Source organism: Gluconobacter sp. NFX36, assembly GCF_049887835.1.
In the GTDB taxonomy this organism is placed as follows: Bacteria; Pseudomonadota; Alphaproteobacteria; order Acetobacterales; family Acetobacteraceae; genus Gluconobacter; species Gluconobacter japonicus_A.
In genome coordinates this window covers 315,327-333,230 of the sequence record NZ_JAGEKJ010000001.1, presented here as the reverse complement: position 1 = coordinate 333,230, position 17,904 = coordinate 315,327, and the positions used below count along the sequence as shown (strand labels likewise).

The 17,904-nt window shown below is 56.9% G+C and carries 20 protein-coding genes; 4 read left to right on the top strand and 16 right to left on the bottom strand.

The annotated features are described in order from the left end of the window. Positions 1-10: 10 nt before the first annotated feature. The 3 genes from def to truA are packed head-to-tail and all read left to right on the top strand — an operon-like array spanning position 11 to position 2,255. On the top strand, positions 11-565 hold the full coding sequence (gene def, locus J4P41_RS01610) for a peptide deformylase (RefSeq protein ID WP_039792136.1): 555 nt from the start codon (positions 11-13) through the stop codon (positions 563-565). 6 nt (positions 566-571) lie between these two features. Beyond that, a complete protein-coding gene (gene fmt / locus J4P41_RS01605) occupies positions 572-1,483 on the top strand; it encodes a methionyl-tRNA formyltransferase (RefSeq protein WP_426065866.1) in 912 nt (303 codons plus the stop codon). Next, on the top strand, positions 1,476-2,255 hold the full coding sequence (gene truA, locus J4P41_RS01600; RefSeq protein WP_426065865.1) for a tRNA pseudouridine(38-40) synthase TruA: 780 nt from the start codon (positions 1,476-1,478) through the stop codon (positions 2,253-2,255). The genes fmt and truA overlap by 8 nt, the downstream gene beginning before the upstream one ends. Positions 2,256-2,259: 4 nt before the next feature. Here the strand turns inward: truA and J4P41_RS01595 are convergent, their stop codons facing one another. The 3 genes from J4P41_RS01595 to dapD are packed head-to-tail and all read right to left on the bottom strand — an operon-like array spanning position 2,260 to position 4,856. Beyond that, entirely contained in the window at positions 2,260-2,880 is a 621-nt protein-coding gene (locus J4P41_RS01595) for a hypothetical protein (RefSeq protein WP_426065864.1), read from the bottom strand. Further along, on the bottom strand, positions 2,877-4,022 hold the full coding sequence (gene dapE, locus J4P41_RS01590; protein ID WP_426065863.1) for a succinyl-diaminopimelate desuccinylase: 1,146 nt from the start codon (positions 4,020-4,022) through the stop codon (positions 2,877-2,879). Before dapE ends, J4P41_RS01595 begins: the two co-directional genes overlap by 4 nt. 3 nt (positions 4,023-4,025) lie before the next feature. Continuing rightward, positions 4,026-4,856 (bottom strand): 2,3,4,5-tetrahydropyridine-2,6-dicarboxylate N-succinyltransferase, encoded by an 831-nt coding sequence (gene dapD, locus J4P41_RS01585; RefSeq protein ID WP_010501286.1) that lies wholly within the window; start codon positions 4,854-4,856, stop codon positions 4,026-4,028. 269 nt (positions 4,857-5,125) lie between these two features. Here dapD and J4P41_RS01580 point away from each other — a divergent pair, with 269 nt between their 5' ends. Then, positions 5,126-6,109 carry a GGDEF domain-containing protein gene (locus tag J4P41_RS01580; RefSeq protein ID WP_426065862.1) on the top strand — a complete coding sequence of 328 codons (984 nt, stop codon included), beginning with the start codon at positions 5,126-5,128 and terminating at the stop codon, positions 6,107-6,109. Between the two features lie 6 nt (positions 6,110-6,115). Here J4P41_RS01580 and argB read toward each other — a convergent pair whose 3' ends face one another. The 13 genes from argB to bamA form a co-directional block, all read right to left on the bottom strand. Next, positions 6,116-6,997: an acetylglutamate kinase gene (gene argB, locus J4P41_RS01575; protein ID WP_426065907.1), complete on the bottom strand. Its 882-nt coding sequence runs from the start codon at positions 6,995-6,997 to the stop codon at positions 6,116-6,118. A gap of 62 nt (positions 6,998-7,059) precedes the next feature. Next, positions 7,060-7,728 carry a ribosome biogenesis GTP-binding protein YihA/YsxC gene (gene yihA, locus J4P41_RS01570; RefSeq protein ID WP_010501280.1) on the bottom strand — a complete coding sequence of 223 codons (669 nt, stop codon included), beginning with the start codon at positions 7,726-7,728 and terminating at the stop codon, positions 7,060-7,062. A gap of 6 nt (positions 7,729-7,734) precedes the next feature. Then, entirely contained in the window at positions 7,735-9,456 is a 1,722-nt protein-coding gene (yidC, locus tag J4P41_RS01565) for a membrane protein insertase YidC (protein ID WP_426065861.1), read from the bottom strand. A 90-nt stretch (positions 9,457-9,546) separates the two neighbouring features. Further along, a complete protein-coding gene (yidD, locus tag J4P41_RS01560) occupies positions 9,547-9,795 on the bottom strand; it encodes a membrane protein insertion efficiency factor YidD (protein WP_082785254.1) in 249 nt (82 codons plus the stop codon). Continuing rightward, positions 9,792-10,139, bottom strand: coding sequence for a ribonuclease P protein component (rnpA, locus tag J4P41_RS01555; RefSeq protein WP_034881133.1), 348 nt, complete (start codon positions 10,137-10,139; stop codon positions 9,792-9,794). The genes yidD and rnpA overlap by 4 nt, the downstream gene beginning before the upstream one ends. Next, positions 10,136-10,270, bottom strand: a complete 135-nt coding sequence (gene rpmH / locus J4P41_RS01550; protein ID WP_010501271.1) for a 50S ribosomal protein L34 — start codon at positions 10,268-10,270, stop codon at positions 10,136-10,138. Before rpmH ends, rnpA begins: the two co-directional genes overlap by 4 nt. A 317-nt stretch (positions 10,271-10,587) precedes the next feature. Then, positions 10,588-10,995, bottom strand: coding sequence for a lactoylglutathione lyase (gene gloA, locus J4P41_RS01545; protein ID WP_426065860.1), 408 nt, complete (start codon positions 10,993-10,995; stop codon positions 10,588-10,590). Then, complete coding sequence (locus J4P41_RS01540) at positions 10,992-11,837, bottom strand: LpxI family protein (RefSeq protein WP_034881130.1); 846 nt, start codon at positions 11,835-11,837, stop codon at positions 10,992-10,994. The genes gloA and J4P41_RS01540 overlap by 4 nt, the downstream gene beginning before the upstream one ends. 2 nt (positions 11,838-11,839) lie before the next feature. Then, a complete protein-coding gene (gene lpxA / locus J4P41_RS01535) occupies positions 11,840-12,697 on the bottom strand; it encodes an acyl-ACP--UDP-N-acetylglucosamine O-acyltransferase (protein ID WP_023945016.1) in 858 nt (285 codons plus the stop codon). A gap of 4 nt (positions 12,698-12,701) precedes the next feature. Further along, complete coding sequence (fabZ, locus tag J4P41_RS01530) at positions 12,702-13,220, bottom strand: 3-hydroxyacyl-ACP dehydratase FabZ (RefSeq protein ID WP_426065859.1); 519 nt, start codon at positions 13,218-13,220, stop codon at positions 12,702-12,704. 103 nt (positions 13,221-13,323) lie between these two features. Further along, a complete protein-coding gene (gene lpxD, locus J4P41_RS01525; protein ID WP_426065858.1) occupies positions 13,324-14,373 on the bottom strand; it encodes a UDP-3-O-(3-hydroxymyristoyl)glucosamine N-acyltransferase in 1,050 nt (349 codons plus the stop codon). Between the two features lie 23 nt (positions 14,374-14,396). Then, the gene (locus J4P41_RS01520) at positions 14,397-15,314 is read right to left on the bottom strand and encodes an OmpH family outer membrane protein (RefSeq protein ID WP_426065857.1); all 918 of its coding nucleotides are present in this window, start codon (positions 15,312-15,314) and stop codon (positions 14,397-14,399) included. Positions 15,315-15,371: 57 nt separating this feature from the next. Continuing rightward, on the bottom strand, positions 15,372-17,831 hold the full coding sequence (bamA, locus tag J4P41_RS01515; protein WP_023945009.1) for an outer membrane protein assembly factor BamA: 2,460 nt from the start codon (positions 17,829-17,831) through the stop codon (positions 15,372-15,374). Between the last annotated feature and the right edge of the window lie 73 nt (positions 17,832-17,904).

The following is a 17,904-nucleotide window of genomic DNA, read 5'->3' as shown; positions in this document are numbered from 1 at the left end:
ATCGCAGAGCATGAGCGAATTCGATTTCCTGTCCGGCATCGATGCGGTGCCCCCGACCCCGATCCTGATTGCCCCGGCCCCCGTGCTGCGTCAGGTCGCCCGCGAAGTGCGCGCGGAAGACATGGCGTTCCTGCGTGAGCAGCTTCCAGGCATGTTTTCCGCCATGTACAAGGCCCCCGGCATCGGCCTCGCCGCGCCGCAGGTCGGCCTTGGCATGCGCTTTGCCCTCGTGGATGTCGCCGAGGAAGATGCGCCCCGCGAGCCGATGGTTCTGATCAATCCGGAAATCGTCACGGATTCCGAGCAGATGGCCGTCCGGGAAGAAGGCTGCCTCTCCCTGCCGAACCAGTATGCCGAAGTGATCCGCCCCGAATCGATCCGCGTCCGTTACCGTGACCTTGCTGGCGAGATCATCGAGCGGGATGCGGATGGCCTTCTGGCGACCTGCATCCAGCATGAAATGGATCATCTGGATGGCGTCCTGTTCGTGGATCATCTGTCCACGCTCAAGCGCAACATGATCATGCGCCGCCTCGCCAAAGAGCAGAAGCTGGGAAGGCGTTAATCACCGATGCGTCTGATCTTCATGGGTACGCCGGATTTCGCGGTCCCGGCCCTGCATGCCCTCATGGCCGCAGGACACGAGATCGTTGCGGTCTATACACAGCCTCCCCGCCCGGCAGGGCGCGGCAAGGCCGTGCGCCGCTCGCCTGTCCATGAAGCGGCGGAAGCTGCCGGAATTGAAGTTCGTACGCCTGCACGCGTCCGCAAGGACGTGGCAGAGCACGAAGCTTTTGCCGCGCTCAATGCCGATGCTGCGGTCGTCGCGGCTTACGGACTGATCCTGCCCAAGGCCATGCTCGATGCGCCCCGTCTCGGCTGCCTGAACATCCATGCCAGCCTTCTTCCCCGCTGGCGTGGTGCCTCACCAATCCAGTCTTCCATCGTTGCGGGAGACAGCCAGAGCGGCGTCTCGATCATGCAAATGGATGAGGGCCTCGACACCGGTGCCGTGCTGCTTGAAGAAGCCACCCCCATCAGTGCTTCAGACACGGCCAGCACGCTGCATGACCGTCTGGCGGAAATCGGTGGACGCCTGATCGTTCGCGCCTTGCAGGAACAGCCTCTTGCCGCACCCCAGCCTGAAGAAGGCGTGACCTACGCGCACATGCTCAAACGCGAGGACGGGCGGATCGACTGGTCCCGCAGTTGCGAGGACATCGACCGTCAGATCCGTGGTCTGACCCCATGGCCCGGCGCATTCACGACACTGGATGATGTGGTGCTCAAGATTGGTGCCGCAACACCCGTGCCTGAACAGTCCGGCTCCGACGCGGGGACGGCCATTGATGACGCTCTGACGATTGCCTGCGGCACCGGCGCGCTCCGCATCGAGCGCATTCAGAAACCTGGACGCAGCATGATGAACGCCAGCGATTTCGTACGAGGACAAGCCGTCCCGAAGGGGACCCGCCTTGGCTGAGGACGACATCGCGCGCTGGGCACTGAAGATTGAATATGACGGCACAAATTACGTCGGCTGGCAGCGCCAGAAAGACGGCCTCTCCATCCAGACCCTGATTGAGGCAGCAGCCTCAAAACTGGTCGGCGGCCGTGCCGTCTCCAGCATTACAGCAGGGCGCACGGATGCAGGCGTCCACGCCTCCGGCATGGTGATCCATCTCGATTTCCCGGCGGATGCCCCGATCAATGGCCGTCAGATCCGTGATGGCATGGGATATTATCTCAAGCCTCACCCTGTCGTTGTGCTTCAGGCCGCGCCCGTCAGTCTGGACTGGAGCGCCCGCTTCTCCGCGACGTGGCGCAGCTACCGGTTTACCATCCTCAACCGTCAGGCACGCCCCGCCTTGCAGGAAAACCATGTGTGGCACGTCAAGCGACCTCTGGACGTGGATCTCATGCAGGACGGTGCGAATTTCCTGCTCGGAACGCACGATTTCACATCCTTCCGGGCCATCGCCTGCCAGGCCAAAAGCGCGGTCCGTACTCTGGATGTCTTAAAAATCCACCGTGAGAGTGACCTCGTCCTTGTCGATACACAAGCCCGATCCTTCCTGCACCATCAGGTCCGGAATATGGTCGGCTCACTCGTCATGGTCGGATCACGCCAGTGGCCAGCGGAAAAAATGCGGGACATTCTAGAAGCGAAAAACCGCTGTGCCGCAGGGCCGACATCCCCGCCAGACGGCTTATGCCTGACAGGCGTCGGCTACCCTGAAGATCCGTTCGCCTAAGACGTCAAACGCCCCCGAACAGATCAACCAGAGCATTGTAATGCGGTGGCAGTAGCCACAGCAGGCCGAACAGAACAACAGCACTCAATGTCTGCAATACAGTCATGATGACGGCCTGCAACGCCGTCATCATCAGACCAACGCGCGTGACATACCAGGTCAACCAAAGACTGTAGAGCTGCACGCCCGCTGCCACCCCGGCAATAGCAGCAGGGGATGACGCATTGCCCGGCATCACCATTCGCATGACACCTTCGGCCATGATCATCATCAGCAGAGGCAGCCAAGCACACCACAGCGAGGCCGTTGCATAGCGGGACCAGAGCCCCTTACGCCCGGCATAGGCCGCATAGCGCTCGGATACCACAAGCTGAAGCAGCGTGCAGACCAACTGCACCAGCGCCTGTGTCAGCCGCAGCCCGCGTTGTTCTGCGGGCATAAAAAACGCCCCAAAAATTCCGATCAGCGCAATCGCTACAGTCGGCGCCAACGCCGCCATAAGCGGCTGCATACCAGGCGCGAAACAGTTGATCCCGATCCCACGGCCGCGCCCCAGAAGCCACACGCCAAGCGGAACATTCATTCCCCCTGCTGGAGGCATACCATTCGGGCGGTCTGGGGTCACAGGCCAAATCTTTCCATGAACGTCAGGTAAATGCGGGTCAGGTCTTCAAGGGTCGAAACGTCAACATGCTCGTCCCGCTTGTGCATGGTGGCACCCACAAGACCGAACTCTGCAACAGCACAGTGCTGCGAAATGAAGCGGGCATCGGATGTTCCGCCCCCCGTATCGAGCTTCGGGCGACGTCCCGTCACATCCTGAACAGCCTGTTCCAGACAGTTCACAGCCGGTCCCGGCTGCGTCAGGAATGCCTCGCCGCTAATCGCGATCTTCACATCGCCGTCGGGTGCATGACGGCTTACAACGTCCCGGATCCAGTCCGCCAGACCAGCTCCCGTATGGCTGTCATTGAATCGAATGTTCAAGCGAGCCCGCGCATCAGCAGGAATAATATTCGTCGCCAGGTTCCCGACATCAACACTCGTGACCTGAAGCGACGACGGAGAAAACCACTCCGTCCCCTCATCGAGACAACGTCCGGTCAACTCCGTCAGAGTGGCAAGTAGCCGATGAACAGGATTATCCGCCAGATGAGGATAGGCCACATGCCCCTGCACCCCACGGACGGTAATTTCAGCATTCATGCTGCCGCGACGGCCAATCTTGATGGTATCACCAAGAACAGAAGGATTGGTTGGCTCACCCAGCAGGCAGAAATCCGGCACTTCGCCCCGCGCCGCCAGCCATTCGATGACGGGCTTCGTGCCAAAATGCGCCGGACCTTCCTCATCCCCCGTAATAAGAAGAGAAATCGATCCCTTGAGCGGACGGCTTTCCAGAAAGCGTGCGATGGCTGCAACCGAGCAGGCCACGCCCCCCTTCATGTCCGCAATGCCACGCCCATAGAGGCGGCCATCATGGATTTCGGCAGAAAACGGATCATGCGCCCAGCCCTCACCGGGGGGAACAACATCCGTATGTCCTGCGAAACAGAGAGACGGACTTCCCGTCCCGATCCGGGCATAAAAATTCGGGGTCGGCGCATCCTCTGGTCCAAAAGGAAGATGCGTGACCTCAAACCCCATCCCTTCCAGTACCGAGGCCAGAAGAGCCTGCGCTCCATCATCGGCAGGCGTGACGGACTGGCAACGGATCAGATCCTGAGCAAGAGCAACAGGATCACTTGGGAAAGATGGGGTCGGCATGTCTCAGTCGCGCAGGAGTTCGTTGATGGATGTCTTGGAGCGCGTACGCTCGTCAACGCGCTTAACGATCACGGCACAGGCCAGAGATGGCTGACCCGGCTCCTTCGGCGGTAGTGTACCTGGAATGACGACAGAGTAAGCTGGAACGCGGCCCATGAAAATCTCACCCGTCGCACGATCCACAATCTTCGTGGACGCACCGATGAATACGCCCATAGACAGGACAGAGCCCTTCTCCACGATCACGCCTTCAGCAACTTCCGAACGCGCACCGATGAAGCAGTCATCTTCAATAATGACCGGAGCAGCCTGCAGAGGCTCCAGAACGCCACCAATGCCCGCGCCACCACTGATATGGCAATTCTTGCCAATCTGCGCGCAGGACCCGACGGTCGCCCAGGTGTCAATCATGGTGCCACTATCAACGCGCGCGCCAACGTTCACGAAGCTTGGCATCAGAACCACGTTCGGGGCGATGAACGCCGAACGACGAACGATTGCCCCCGGAACGGCACGGAAACCGGCTTCCGCAAAACGGAACTGATCCCAGCCTTCGAACTTCAGAGGCACCTTGTCAAAAGCCGGCTGGCCACCGCAACCACCAACCATGACGCGGCTGTCATTCAGACGGAAAGACAGCAGAACAGCCTTCTTCAGCCATTCATGCACAACCCAGCCATCTTCGCTCGGCTCAGCCACACGCAGCGTACCGGCATCAAGACCTTTAAGCGCGGTTTCAATAACCTCGCGATCTTCCCCCTCTGTCTGTGCGTTCAGAGTGGTACGACGCTCCCAAAGAGCGTCAATGGCGGTGCGAAGCGTATCGTGAGGCATCAGAACCATCCGGAAAAGGAGCAGAAAACCGCCGGACCATGCGTTCCCCGGCTTTACCTGTCAACGGCTCTTTCCCCTTTCAGCCAGATCACCTCATCCATTAAGCTTCCGTTAACCTATTAAGCCTATGAAAAAACACCGGGACATCCTGCTCCAGAAACCGGCAAAGAACGTTTCTGATCCATTCAAAGCCGCTCCATGGAATGATTAACCCGTTGCGCCCTAAGCTGCAGGGCTGATTTTTGCCTCATCACCAGCCTGGAGCCTCCATGGCACACCCTGATACCGGACTGCGTCTTTCCGATCCTCTCATGCAACAGGAGTCTACATCCACGCCGCTGCATGTAATCCGGAAGGTACTGACGGCAATGCGCCAGGCCATTCTACCGCGTCTGGGCATCGCTGCTGCCCTCACAGTTCTTCAGGAGGAGTTGCAGGCTGACACTCTTCTCTTCAGCTCCTTTATGCCGCCAACAGACGACAGTATTCTTCATAAGTCAGCCCCATTTCCGCAGGGTCTGCAGGAATGCTTGCAGGAAAATACTTTCGTCCCAAGCCTGGCTGCTGTCCGGTTTTCAGCGGGTGCGGAGTATGCGGTTCTGATTTGCGAAGCCATTCGCAGCCAGTCTCCGCTCGGCTTGATCTGCTGGAAAAAGACACTCTGGTCTCAAGAAGGCATTGAACTTCTCCAGACTGTCATGTCTCTCATCGCCGCCACACAGGAGCATGACGCTCTCCATCGACGCGTCCTGGAAGAGTGCCATTACGATCTCGCTTCCAATCTTCTGAATTGGGATGGCCTGAAAGATGAAATGAAAAGGCGTACTCCCCGTCTGGACCGGGAATGTCTACCCGCAACACTGATGGTCGCATACGTTCCCGGCCTGACAGACATTACCCAAAATATCGGCTTTCAGGCTGGAGAAGAGGCACTGATCCAATGCATCGCGCTGCTACGCAAAGCCGTCCGTCCGACTGACGCCATCGCGCGTCTCAGCGGGAATACCTTCGCGCTCTGGATGGACGGCGGGGATCGTTTTGCCATGGCCGAACGCGCAGAACGCATGACAGCACACGGGATTCCCTTACTGATAGACCCGCCGATGCATTTGCCTTTGTATATTGGCCTGATCAGCCGGGAACCAAACGATCAGGACTCTTCGCCGGAACTCCTGCTTGAACGAGCCACCCAAGCCCTTCATGACGCGCTGGATGAGCAAAAAAAATGGCGCTTCTCTTACGAAGCGCCATAATCCGGTTCAGGCTTTGATGAGGGTTCCCGGCCCGGCCCGGGTAAAAAGTTCCAGCAGGCAGGTATGGGGCACACGACCATCCAGAATGACAGCCGCTTTGGCACCACTCTGAACAGCATCCAGACAAGTCTCAACCTTCGGGATCATGCCTCCCGAGATTGTACCATCCTTGATAAGGTTACGCGCTTCTTCAGCACTTAGTTCCTCGATCAGCTTGCCATTGCGATCCAGAACACCCGGAACATCCGTCAGCATCAGCAGACGTGAAGCATGCACGGCACCAGCAATCGCACCCGCTGCCGTATCAGCATTGATGTTGTACGTCTCACCGTTTTCGCCCGCACCGACCGGAGCAATCACAGGGATCAGCCCCGACCCCAGAAGGGCATAAAGGACACGCGGATCAATCTTTTCAGGTTGACCAACAAACCCAAGATCAATGACGCTTTCGATCTGGCTGTCAGGATCACGACGCGTGCGGATCAGCTTGCGCGCTTTAATCAGGCTTCCATCCTTGCCTGAAATCCCCACAGCCATGGCGCCAGCCTGATTGATCAGTTCAGCCACCTGCTTGTTCACGCTGCCGGCCAGAACCATTTCAATGACGTCCACCATCGCAGCATCTGTCACGCGAAGGCCATCAATGAACTGGGAACGGATCTGCAAACGATCCAGCATGGAACTGATCTGCGGGCCACCACCATGCACAACGATCGGGTTGATCCCGACCAGCTTGAGCAGGGCGATATCATAGCCAAAAGCGCTGGCCAGCTTTCCCTCACCCATCGCATGACCACCATACTTCACGACGATGGTGTCACCGGCATAACGCCGCAGATAGGGAAGAGCACTGGCAAGGATAGCCGCCTGCTGCTGGGCGTCATCCATGTTCACGGCTGGCGGGATTTCCGGCAGCTTTTCACTGTGGGTCTTTTTGCTCACGGCCGGACTTATCCTTCCACTGAGGTCTTGGCAGGATCTGCGAAACGGGCGATTTCCGCACGTAGATCTTCGATACCTTCGCCGGTCTGACTACTGGTGCAAACAATACGCGGATAAGCCGCAGCGTGCTTGAGCGCCAGGGCCTCCACATCCGCTATCTTGGCTTTCAGAGCATTAGGCCGCACCTGATCACACTTGGTCAGAACAATCTGAAAAACAACCGCGGCCCGGTCCAGAAGCTCCATGACATCTTTATCAGAGGCCTTGAGTTCGATCCGCGCATCAAGAAGCAGAATGACGCGAGCCAGCGTCGTCCGTCCACGAAGATAAGCGAACATCATGTTCTGCCAATCTTCCTTGACGGACTTTGCAGCTTTCGCAAACCCGTAGCCCGGCATGTCTACAAGGGAAATACGGTCTGACAGATTAAAGAAGTTGAGCTGCTTGGTACGACCGGGCTCGGAAGATGCGCGGGCGAGTGCCTTGCGCCCTGTCAGAGCATTGATGATGCTGGACTTACCAACATTCGATCGCCCCGCAAACGCAACTTCTGGCCGCCCAACCGGAGGCAACTGCTCGATCTTCTGCGATCCGAAGAAAAACTCACACTCTCCGGCAAAAAGAAGACGCCCGTCTTCAATCTGCTCAGGAGTAGGAGGGCCTGCGACCTCTTTCATGATGTCTCAGCGTCCGTTCTTGGTAACAGGAACCGGCAACTTGGCACGGCTCTGGATAAAGGTCTGCTGCGCGAAGGTCAGCAGGTTGTTCCAGGTGTAATAGACCAGAAGACTGGCCGGGAACCCGGACATCACGAACACATAAACCAGCGGCATGAACTGCATGATGCGCGCCTGCGCCGGATCCATGCTCAACATCGTCTGGCGCTGAAGCAGCCAGAACGTGACACCCAAAGCGGCTCCCCAAACACTGATATGCAAAAAGGAGAAGTAAACCGTCGGATCAAAAGGGATCAGGCCGAACAGATTGAAGATGTTCGTCGGGTCCGGGACGGACAGATCACGGATCCAGCCGAAGAACGGTGCATGACGCTCGTCAATGCTGATGTTCAGCATTTTATAGAGGCAGAAGAAGATCGGGGCCTGGATCAGAACCGGCAGACAGCCACTGGCCGGGTTCACGCCCTCTTCGCGATACAGGGCCATAACCTTCTGGTTCATCACCATCGGGTCGTCCTTGTTCTTCTCGCGGATCTCCTTGATCTTCGGAGCCAGAAGACGCATCCGCGCAGAAGACGTGGCAGCCTTGGACGCCAGCGGGAACAGTACAATTTTGACGATCAGCGTCAGCGCCATCAGCGCCAGTCCGAAGTTCCCCAGATGCAGATACAGCCAGTGCAGCAGATACAGGATCGGGCGCGTCAGGAAGCTGAACCAGCCAAAATCAATGGCCTTATCGAAATCCGTGATATGCAGATTGCGACTGTAGGCCTGAAGCAGGCTTGGCACCTTTGCCCCTGCGAACAAATGGCTCGTCTGTGTGATCGTGCCATTCGGCATGACCTGCTGGGGAGCCTGCGGGGCAAAACCAATCTGGTACGATCCCGGATTGCCCGGAACATACGCAAAACTGGCCGTCACGGCAGCGGTCGCTTCTGGAGCAACAGCCGTCAGCCAGTACTTGTCGCTGATGCCGCCCCAGCCGCCGGTACCAGCCTTGGCCCAGAACGTATGATCCGGATGCTCGGCCCCCTTGCGGACATTCTTGTAGGTCTCGTCATTCAGACGACCATCCATAACAGCGATCGGGCCTTCATGGGCGGTCCAGAACCCTTCTGCAGCCTGATAATCACGCTGGACACGCTGGAACGGAACGAGAGCGACCGGCTGCGCAGAATGGTTTTCCACGGACTGGACGACCGAGAACATGTAATGCTCATCAATCGAGATCTGGATCGTGAAGATCAGCCCTTCGCCATTATCCCATTTCAGCGTTACCGGATGACCTGGTGACAGAGCCTCGTCTGCACTGCTCCAGACCGTATTCAGATCAGGAACCTTCGCATTCGAACCTGGAGCATTATTCCAGCCAATGACAAAGAAATTCGGATGTTCGCTGCCAGGCTTGTCCAGCAGACGAACCAGCGGACTGTCCTTCGCGAGTGTGGCGCGATACTTCGTCAGCACCGCATCATCCAGAAGCGCACCCTTGAGATTCAGGGAGCCCTGCACGTCTTCGCTCGTGATTGCGATACGTCGCGCCGTTACCGTCTGCTCGGGAGCAGCCTCTGAAGGCGCAGCCTGAGCCGGAGTTGACGGGGACTGTGTTGCAGCAGTCTGCGTGACAGCGGGATGATTGTCCTGATGGGGTTTCGGCATGAAATAGTCGAAACCGATCAGGATGAGGGCCGAGAGGATAGTGGCCGCAATGATGCGCTTGATTTCCATCGGGCGGATGCCGGTCTTTCGTCTCTACGGAGGAATGCTGAGCCTCAAGTGGCCGAAAACCGCGATCAAAACAATAGCTAGCGGTATTTTTTAATGCTGATGGCGTTCAGGAGGAAGGTCACAGCCCCCTTTTGACCAGGGATGACAGCGCAGGAGTCTCCTGAGTGCCAGCCATCCTCCACGCAAGGGACCATGCGATTTAATCACCATGATGGCGTAAGTGCTACACCCCGGCTCAAACCGGCAATTTCGTCCCAGATAAGGGCTAACAAAAAGTTTGTAGGAATCAATCAGTGCAAGCAGGAAGAGGGTGACAGGCTTACTAAAAAAGCCAGTCATTTTTCCGCACTCTTACGGAGGGCTTTCCGGAGATCTTCCTGAAGCAGAGAAAAATCGCGTCGGCGCGTGCCGTCTCGACCGATCAGGACAAAGTCTCCTGTTGGGAGACCGTCCTCACGCGCCACAAGACGCAGCGCCTCTCTGAGGCGGCGTTTTGTGCGGTTCCGGATGACCGAATTCCCGACCTTTTTCGTGACCGTAAACCCGACACGACTTTCAGGCTGGGCATCATCCTGCAGAATCTGCACAACCATTCCCGGAGTAGCGACTTTACGCCCTTTCCCGGCAACACGCAGAAACTGCGGCCGCTTTTTCAGGCGGCCAACTGTAGAGTTCGCGCTCAGGCGGAAAGCTTCGAGCGACCCTTGGTGCGGCGGTTTGCCAGCACGCGACGGCCGCCGACGGTAGCAGAACGTGCACGGAAACCGTGACGACGCTTACGAACCAGCTTGGAGGGTTGATACGTGCGCTTCATGACATCGATCCTTTAAAACCATGCAGACGCCCCTCTGGACATCCGCGTCGATCGGGCGCACGAAACGCCCGGTGAATGAGACCCGGGCTTGTACTCACCGGGTCCCTGCCTGTCAATGCCGGAGCACCAGGAAGCTGAGGATATGAGCCAAAAACCGACTCCAACACCGTCTCAAACGGTCGAATCCAGCGCATTTCGCCACGATTTACGAAATGCGCTATCCCCTGCCCTGCTCTGCGCCGACATTCTGTCATCCCACACAGACGATTCTGTACGTCAGAACGCAGAGACGATCATTCAGTCCCTGGAAAAAGCTCTTAGTCTTCTGAAGACGTCGGCTTCTTCTCGATAAGCTCGATCTTGTACCCATCCGGGTCTTGGACGAAGGCAATAATGATCGTTCCGAACTTCAGCGGCCCTGCCTCACGCGTTACAGTGCCACCACCGGAGCGGACAGTTTCAACCAGCGCAGCCACATCGGGCACGCCAATCGCAAAGTGCCCGAACCCCGAACCGATTTCATAGTCGGAGTCCTGATCCCAGTTATAGGTCAGTTCGATTTCGGCCTGTCCGTGCTCGTTATCCGCGAATCCAATAAATACCAACGTATAACGCCCTTCGCGAACCTCTTTGCGACGCAGCTCCTTCATTCCCAGAAGGCTGTAGAACGCCAGACTGCGATCAATGTCCCGGATGCGGACCATCGTGTGCAGGAATGTGCTCATTTTTCTTCCTTAAGATCTTCGGTCGTCAGCCCATAAAGAAACAGCCCGTACCGGTCAGCCAAAGCCACGCAGCGATCCGGGTCTGTCAGAAGGGTTACACCAGGCTGAAACGCTACCCCACGCAATCCGTTCCGGGCAGCATTCTCAAGAGTTTCCGGGCCAATCGTGGGCATATCCGCCCTCAGATCCTGTCCACTCTTGGGCATCTTGATAAGAACACCCCCGCTGCCAGCCTGCATCAACTTACCGCAACGTCCCAGCATGGCGTCCGTACCTTCAAGGGCTTCAACAGCAAGCACCAGACCGCTCTGCACCACACACCCCTGCCCGATGTCCAGCGCTGCCATCGCACGCAGAACCTGTACACCTCGCGCGATATCCTGACGGGCCTGCTCATCAGGAAGAACGCGACCAAGCGTTCCGCTACGACCCGTGGCATGATCCAGAAATTCATGCGCTCCGCGGACAATGAATCCTTCTTCCCCCAGAACCCGGACAACCGCGCCCAGCAGACCATCATCCCCCAGGAAAATGGCACGCCCCAGACGCGCAAGAATTCGAGCACCCTCTGCATCAGGTCGAAGGTCGCGCCAGGCGGGACGCCTTACAGGACCAATCAGAACCAGTTCGCGGCAACCATGCTTTTTAAGCGCCGCCAGAGTCTCGCCAACCGCGGCAAGACGAATGATCTCATGTGGATAAGGAGCCAAAAGGGCCGTATCAGCAAAATCCCGGAAGCCGACGACAAAAACCGACTTTCCTTTTTCCAGAGCAGCCGCAGCCACCTGTGCAGGCAAGGGGCCTGCCCCGGCCAGAATACCGACGCACCCTCCCCCTGGCATACTCAGGCTCCTTCAGTTTCGGACAGCCCCTCATTCCGGGCTACGCGCGTTAGTCCACGGCGGCTCGGCGCTTCCATAAAATCAAGCATTTCTGCGATGCGCTGCAAATGCCCATATTCACGGCGAACTTCTGCGATCCGGGCTTCCAGAACAACATCCGTGCTCCCGTGACGGGGATACAATGTCCGGAAAGCCCGACGCATGGCCTGCATCTCATCCGGCCCAACACCGGATCGCTTCAACCCGATCCAGTTCAAACCAACAAGACGGGCGCGGTTTCCGAGAACGCTACCATAGGGAATGACATCCATCTCGACCCCACAGACCCCACCGACAACCGCGCCACGACCGATGCGAACGAACTGATGAAGCGCAGCTGACCCCATGACCTTGGCGTCATCAGCAATTTCAACATGCCCTCCCATGACGACATTGTTCACGATGATCACGCGATCACCCAGAACACAGTCATGCGCCACATGGGCATTGGCCATGATCAGACAGGATGCACCGATCTTGGTCAGAGCGTGCCCCTGTGCCGTTCCACGATGGATCGTCACGTTCTCACGAATGACCGTGTTCGCCCCAATCTCACAAAGCGTTGGCTCGCCGGCATATTTGAGATCCTGCGGCGCCATCCCGATCGTGACGAAAGGATAAACCTCCACTCCTTCGCGAAGGGTGGTATGACCATCGACGATAACCGAAGCATGCAGGTGCACACCGTCGCCAAGCGTCACATGAGGTCCGACCATGCACCACGGACCAATACGGACGTTATCTCCAATCCGCGCACGCTCATCGACAAGGGCGGTCGCATGGATCTCGGCACTCTCGGATCGTTTTCCTGCAATCTGCATCAGTTCAGCCCATGATCATGGCACTGAAGGTTGCCTCTGCAACGGCAACGCCGTCAACACGGGCAATACCCTTGAACTTCCAGACGTTCGCCCTGGAACGCTCCTTGACCACCTCAATGCGAAGCTGATCACCTGGCCCCACAGGACGGCGGAACTTAGCCCCCTCAATGGTCATGAAATACACCAGCTTGCCTTCAAAAGCCTTGCCGAGCGTCAAAACAACCAGCGTTGCTGCCGTTTGGGCCATGGCTTCGATGATCAAAACGCCTGGCATCACCGGATGGGAGGGGAAATGTCCTTGAAAGAAAGGCTCATTCACCGTGACATTCTTGATGCCAACCGCAGATTCACCTGCCTTGATTTCCTGCATCTTGTCGATCAGGAGGAAAGGATAGCGATGAGGGATCGCCTGCATGATCTGCAGAATGTCGATGCTCTCGGGAACCTGATGTGTTCCTGATGCCCCTTCTGCCGGGGTCGTCTTTTCAGCCGGAGCGTCCACTCGATGCATCTTCTTCACCATAACCCTTTCGGGGGAAATCTTGTCAGTTTTCTGCTCTCCGAGCAGTACGATGGGCCTCCCTTAGCAAAACTGGCCAAAGGATACCATCCATCGCCCGTTCAGGTCAGTCAGAGCTCTTCTTGGAGAGCTTCCGCAACGTCGCCACGTTCCGGAAAAACTCACGGAACGGCATGGCCGGACTGCCAATGACATCCGCCCCTGCATCAACATCGGACATAACGCCGCATTGCGCGCCCACGCGGGCCTTATCCCCAATCTTGATATGACCAATCAGCCCCGCCTGGGCAGCAATCGTCACAAAATCACCAAGTTCGGTGGAACCAGAAATACCAGCCTGTGAAACCACGATGCAGCATCGACCCAACTGGGCATTGTGACCAATCTGCACCAGATTATCGATCCGCGTCCCTGCTCCAATAACCGTGTCCCGCATGGACCCCCGGTCAATGGTGGAGTTGGCACCGATTTCGACATCGTCTCCAATCACGACCAGCCCAAGCTGAGGAACGGTTTCAAACCCCTCCGGACCGACAGCGAAGCCAAAACCGTCCTGCCCGATACGGGCGCCAGGATACAACGTCACCCGATGACCAACACGCGCATGTGTCAAACTGACATGACTGCCAATCCGGCAGCACTCGCCAACTTCAACGCTTCGTCCAATCAGAGCATGCGCCCCGATCAGACTTCCACTGCCAACCTTCGCGCCATCTTCAATGACGGCAAACGGCCCGATCTCAACATTATCGCCGATCTCAGCCTTCTCGCTCACGTAAGCCGAAGGATGCCGAACACCGGTCGAAGACGGGGCTGGATGAAACGCTGCTGCAATTCGCGCCCAGGCAAGATAAGGCGTCTTGCAGACCAAACCAGCGGTCCGGGCTGGCAGCTTGTCAGCAAAAGCCGGAGCAAGAATAACTGCACCAGCCTTCGTATTTTCCAGTAACGGCAAATAACGCCGGTTATCCAGAAAACTGACATCTTCAGGCCCTGCAACATGCAGAGGGGCGACACCATGAAACAATGTGGTCTCATCCTGTCCTTCTGCAGCGGGACGCACATCGCTTCCAGACACTTCCGCCAGACGGGCGAGCCCAAAAGGCCCGGCCCTCAGGAAAAAGCGCTCGTCGCCCGGACGGGTCTCGGTAGACATCGTATCACCCACAGGCTCGAACCTCAGTGATGTTGACGCAGAACAGACTCAGGCTGCGCCGGTGCTGCAGCAGCTGGAGCCTGCTCAGGCCCTTGCGGACTACGCTGCTCGTCAGCCGTGGTGGGCATCTTGCCAGACTTTGCAAGCTGCTCCGGATCAACGCCCTCACCCGGAATAAAGACATGCGGCAGCGTTTTATTCAGCTGGTTGGCAACTTCTTCCGTGATGTCCTGCTCGCCAACATGCAACACAACCTGTTCTGCATGTAGAACAAGATTCATGTTATGCGCACCAGCAACAGCCGCAATGATACCATTGCCCTGCTCAAGCTCGCGCTCGATCTGGTGGAAAGCAACCTGGGCGGCTTCCTGAATGATGCGGGCCTGATTGCCGAAATCGCGCTGATCCTTGGCGCGACGCTCCTGCAAGTGACGCTCCCGAAGCTGGATCTGATCCGCCGTCAGGGTACGAGCCTCGGACTGCAGCTTCTGCTGCTCTCCACGCCAGGCCCCTTCTTCGCGCTGCACGGCCTGAGCCAGCTTGTCACGACGTGTACCCAGAACCTGCTGGATTTCCTGTGCCGCAGAGGACATCTGCATGACAGCCTGAACATTAATCACACCGATAATCGCTGCCGGCGGCGGAGCAGCCTTGGCAACTGTCGGCGGATTTGGAATCGGCGGAAGCGGTAGAATTGGCGGCGCCTGCTGCGCATTCGGAGCCCCCTGATCTTCTTCAGCCGGGGCTTCTGCTGCAACTGGTACGCTGCGACGAGGCGCTGGCCGCGCAGCCGGAGCAGAAGCCTCCGGATGGGCAGCCTTCGGAACAAACCAGCCACCATTGTTAGCAGACTGAGCGTAAGCGGATGGAGCAACGGCAAGAATAGTCGCTGCCAGAAGCGCACCGGCTGAAACCGGGCGCATCAGGGAATGAAGGGTCATGACCACCTCTGGAAAAGGGGATAAAATTGCGTGAGTCTTGAAATCAGGCACGCAGTCTTAGAACTGCTGCCCGAAGCCAAAGCGCAGCGGGTAAAGGCGATCGCCCTTTTCCTTACGCAGCGGAATAGCACCGTCGATGTTCACGAGACCGAATGGGCTTTTCCAGGAAATACCAAGACCCGTAGAAACACGCGGGATCATAGTGTCGCCCGTAATCGGGGTATATTCATACCCAGCCTGATTTCTACGTGAGTAATCCGTATATTTATTTTTCACTCGAATACTCGAGAGACTGCCAGCATCAACAAAATAACGCCCGGAAATACCTAAATCGTCTCCCATTGGCATTGGGAAATTCAACTGTGCAGAGGCTGTGTACATAAAGCGACCGCCCAATAGATCTTCCTGTCCGGCGGTAGGAAGATAGGTGGCACACTTACCGTCCGCTTTGGCTACGCAGATATGACCTGATCTGGGACCGACACCACCCTGCAAGAAGCCTCTCAGATTCTCACCACCCAAGTAGAAGTTATCGATGATGTTGCGACTACCGGTGTCGCTCCAGTCTCCCATGTAACCAACACCTCCCTTGAACTGAAGGGTCCAGTCATGGCTCCCCGTCAAACGATCAAGAGGCAGATAGTAGGCACCATCAGCTTTGAAACGATAATATTTGGCATTTCCGCCCAGGCCAGCGAAATCTCCTCCAACCTTCATCATGTACCCTTCATGCGGGTTCATGCGACGATCACGTCGGTCATAAGTCAACGACGTGCTGATCTGCGAAAGCACAGACCATCCGGCTGACTGCTGGACATAGATAGACGGGACGTAAGCCCATAGCTGCGAGTCTGCAGCGACGGACGCAGCATCATAGAAGTTACCAACCTGACGATCGACCAGTGTGTAGCTGAAAGACTGTGAAAGATAGCGGTTATACGCATATCCAAGACGCAGGCTCATACCATACTGAGACTCTTTATAGCTCTGATATGTCTGGTAATTGTTCTGGATGAAGTAGAAGTCAGCACCAGCAACAAGGTTACGGTTCAGGAAGTACGGGTCCGTAATGGAGATGTCAGCCTGCTTCTCGTAATAGGCAACCGTTCCGGAAATACCGGCGTCTATACCCGTTCCCAGCATGTTATGCTGCTTGATCGAGGCATTACCCAGCACACCAACGTCCGTTGAGTAACCGCCGCCCAGCGAGAATTCGCCCGTCGGCTTTTCAACCACATTCGCTGCAACGTTGACGCGATCAGGCGCGGAGCCCTGCGTCTGATCCACTGAGACCGTGCTGAAATACCCAAGATCCTGCAGAGCCAGTTTGGAGTACTTCTTGTCAAACGGGGTGTACGGGTCGCCCTCAGCCATCGGCAGGTTACGGCGAATCACGTTATCACGGGTGATGGTATTACCGTTGATGTCGATACGCTCGACATACACATGCGGGCCTTCAGTCACATCGAAGAGCAGATCCACAATCCGCTTCTCAGGATTCCGGGCAATTTCAGAACGGACCATAGCAAAGGGGTGCCCCTGAGCCTGCAGCCACTCCTGCATGTCTGTCGTGTTATGCTGAATCGCAGTGCCATCATAAATCTGATGCTTGAACAACTGGATCTTGGGCCGCACCATTTCAGGCGTCACATGACGCACGTTGGAGCGAACGTCCATCTTACCGATACGATACTGATCGCCTTCATGGATGGTGAACGTCACATAGAAAGACTTGTGATCAGGAGAAAGCTCTCCCGTCGCGTCCACCATGTGGAAATCAACATATCCATTATGCAGATAGAAGCGGCGCAGCAACTCGGCATCGTACTTGATGCGCTCAGGATTATATTCATCCGAAGAAGAGAAGAACCGGTACCAGGCATTTTCCTTGGAGGAGATCACCTGTGCCAGACGAGCTTCACTGAACGCATGGTTGCCCACAAACACAATTTTGTGGATCAGCGTCTGCTGGGCCTCATTAATTTTGAAGACCACATCCACACGGTTGTGTGACAGCTTGATGATCTGTGGCGTAACCGTCGCACCGAAGCGCGCTTTTCCCGCATACTGGTTCAGGATCTTCTGACGGTCGGCAGCTGTGGTCTGGGACGAGAAAACAGCGCGGGGACGAAGGCTGATTTCCTTGCGGAGATCTTCGTCCTTCAGCGCATGATTACCTTCAAAGACAATCCGGTTGACGATAGGATTCTCAACCAGATTGACCAGAAGCGTGTTGCCATCACGGTGAAGCGTGACGTCCTTGAACAGGCCAGTCGCATAAAGCGACTTCAGGGACCGGTCGAGATCATCCTGATTAAACGAATCTCCCGGCTGGGCGACCATGTAAGACAGGACCGTGCTGGTTTCGATACGCGTGTTGCCAGAGACCGTAATGGCCTGGATCACGTTGCTACCCGAGGCTGCACCGGATGTCTGGTGCTGACGTACAGAGCGGGCCTCCGCCACGCCGAGGGCGGTCGGGAGAAGACATGCAGATGCAAGCAGCATCAGACGCATGTTCGGGGACCGGGAACCTCTTGACCGTGATCCTGACAAACCGGTTTTCCTTGTAAACAGATTTTTCGCATGC